This is a genomic window from Roseovarius sp. YIN77 (assembly GCF_057219155.1).
Genome location: NZ_JBXVVI010000046.1, coordinates 1 through 1905, shown reverse-complemented (window position 1 = coordinate 1905; position 1905 = coordinate 1). Strand labels below are relative to the sequence as shown.

Here is a 1905-nt window from a genome sequence, read left to right as displayed (position 1 = left end):
TGGGTGCCACCTTTGATCCAGTTCACATTCGCAAAACCTTGCTTGGCAAAGGCCTCTGCCGTGCGATGGGCCATTGGGCCCGCCTGACAAGTGGTGATGATATGCAGAGTGTGATCGGCAAAGACCGGGGGCAGGTTGCCGGCCTCGACATCATCGATGGAAATCAGCCTTGCGCCGGGGATTTTGCCGGTGGTGGCGGCGATCACCTCTGCCGGGCGGGGGTCGACAAATTCGACGCCTGCGCGACCGTGATAGCCGTGAGCTGTTTCGGCAGAGATCGGGGTCGTGGTGGCGTTTTCAGTTGCGCCAGTATCTGTGCAGGATGTCATTTTCATTCTCCTTGTAAGGTCTGGTTTCTCAGAAGCTCAATGTGGCCGCGCCGTCGACGATCTGCGCATGCAGCGCTGGTGATCCGACGACCTGAACGCCGTCGATGAAGTCGGACTCTTCATAGCCGCGGACCTTGGCGCAGGGCGGGCAGACCAGTATCCGGCCGCCATTGGCCTGAAAGTTGTCGATCAGCTCTTTCAGGGGCGGATCGAACGGGTTCATCTGGACATTATCGGCAGCCCCTTTGCGAACCACATCGACGGCGGCGCTGACCATGAACAGGGTGACCTGTTGCCCGGCGGCCAGACCGGTATTGGCGATTGTGAAGGCGACAGTTGCGCGTTCATCATCAAGGCCACGGGATACGACGATTGCCAGTTTCTTGGTTTGATCTTCCATCTTGATACTCCTTTGCTGATTTGGATGGATTAGATCCGGACGGGTCCCGGTCCGGGCGGGATCTTGTTGCGGGGTCATGAGGTTTGTTCTGCTTGGTTGCGCAGGCGCAGTTCGCGGCGAAATGCGACAGCGGCGATTGTGAAGGACACAACAGCCCCAATAGCAGCCGGCCAGGCGCCAACGATCAGATCATGAGTCGCGCCAAAGGGCGTTGCGGACATCTGCACGCTGCGCATTTTCAGCGGGTCACGCTGCATGCGTCCGATCATGCTGAGGCCGCAGGCGGCGATGACTAACAGCGTGGGCAGCCCTGAATAAGTCATGAGGCCAAGGATCAGTGCGGCGGGGATGAACGCGTAACCAGCACGGCTAAGCCATGGGCGATTGCCAGCGATCAATGCGATGGTGGTTTGAATAGCGCCGAGCAGGCAGGTGGCGGTCGCCGAGGTCTGACCCATCAGCGCATAGCTGGTTGCATAGGAACAGACGCCGCCCAGCTGCACCATCAGGATCGTTTCACGGGTACGGAAAAGCGGCCAGATCATCTGCGCTGCCAGACCAGCCACACCGAAAGCTGGCGCAAAGGCAGGATCGATCAACTGTGTGACTGTCAGGGTCATGGCATCCTCCGTTAACATACCAACTGGTCGGTATGTATGGCAAACCAATTGGTATGTAGTCAACGGTTTTTTCGTCGGAATTTCACAAGATTCTGCTAAGTATATCTAATTTATTGACTCTTTTATTGCTGAAATCCTTGTAAATTTCCCGGCTTCAAAATATATACAGACTAGTTTGTATGGAGGCTTAGATGCTCACCAAGGCCGAATCGACTCGAGAAAAACTGCTGCAATCCGCAAAGCGGTTGGTCATGTCCAAGGGATTTGCCGGGACATCGATCGATAACATCCTGTCCGAAACCGGGCTGACAAAGGGCGCCTTCTTCCATCACTTCAAATCAAAATCCGATTTGGCCGCACAGTTGATGGCCTGGTATGCCGAAGGCGACATGAACATGTTCCGCACCTTCATGGCCCAGGCAGAGGCGACGTATGACGATCCCATGGATCAGATGATGAAGTTTCTGAAGGATTTTGAAACCTACCTTGCGGACCCGAACAACCCGCCACGCGGATGCATGTATGCGCTTTACACTTACGAGGACGAACACTTTGA

The 1905-nt window shown here is 55.6% G+C and carries 4 protein-coding genes; 1 reads left to right on the top strand and 3 read right to left on the bottom strand.

From position 1 onward, the window contains the following. The 3 genes from AC2D8P_RS16485 to AC2D8P_RS16475 form a co-directional block, all read right to left on the bottom strand. Positions 1 to 329, bottom strand: a 329-nt coding sequence (locus AC2D8P_RS16485) for a rhodanese-like domain-containing protein (protein ID WP_484703979.1), incomplete at its 3' end; no start/stop codon positions are given. Between the two features lie 28 nt (positions 330 to 357). Further along, positions 358 to 729, bottom strand: coding sequence for a DsrE family protein (locus AC2D8P_RS16480; RefSeq protein ID WP_484703977.1), 372 nt, complete (start codon positions 727 to 729; stop codon positions 358 to 360). Positions 730 to 803: 74 nt separating this feature from the next. Next, positions 804 to 1349, bottom strand: a complete 546-nt coding sequence (locus AC2D8P_RS16475) for a YgjV family protein (protein ID WP_484703976.1) — start codon at positions 1347 to 1349, stop codon at positions 804 to 806. A 191-nt stretch (positions 1350 to 1540) separates the two neighbouring features. Between AC2D8P_RS16475 and AC2D8P_RS16470 the strand changes: the two genes are divergently transcribed. Continuing rightward, the coding region (locus AC2D8P_RS16470; RefSeq protein WP_484703975.1) for a TetR/AcrR family transcriptional regulator at positions 1541 to 1905 on the top strand (365 nt) is incomplete at its 3' end.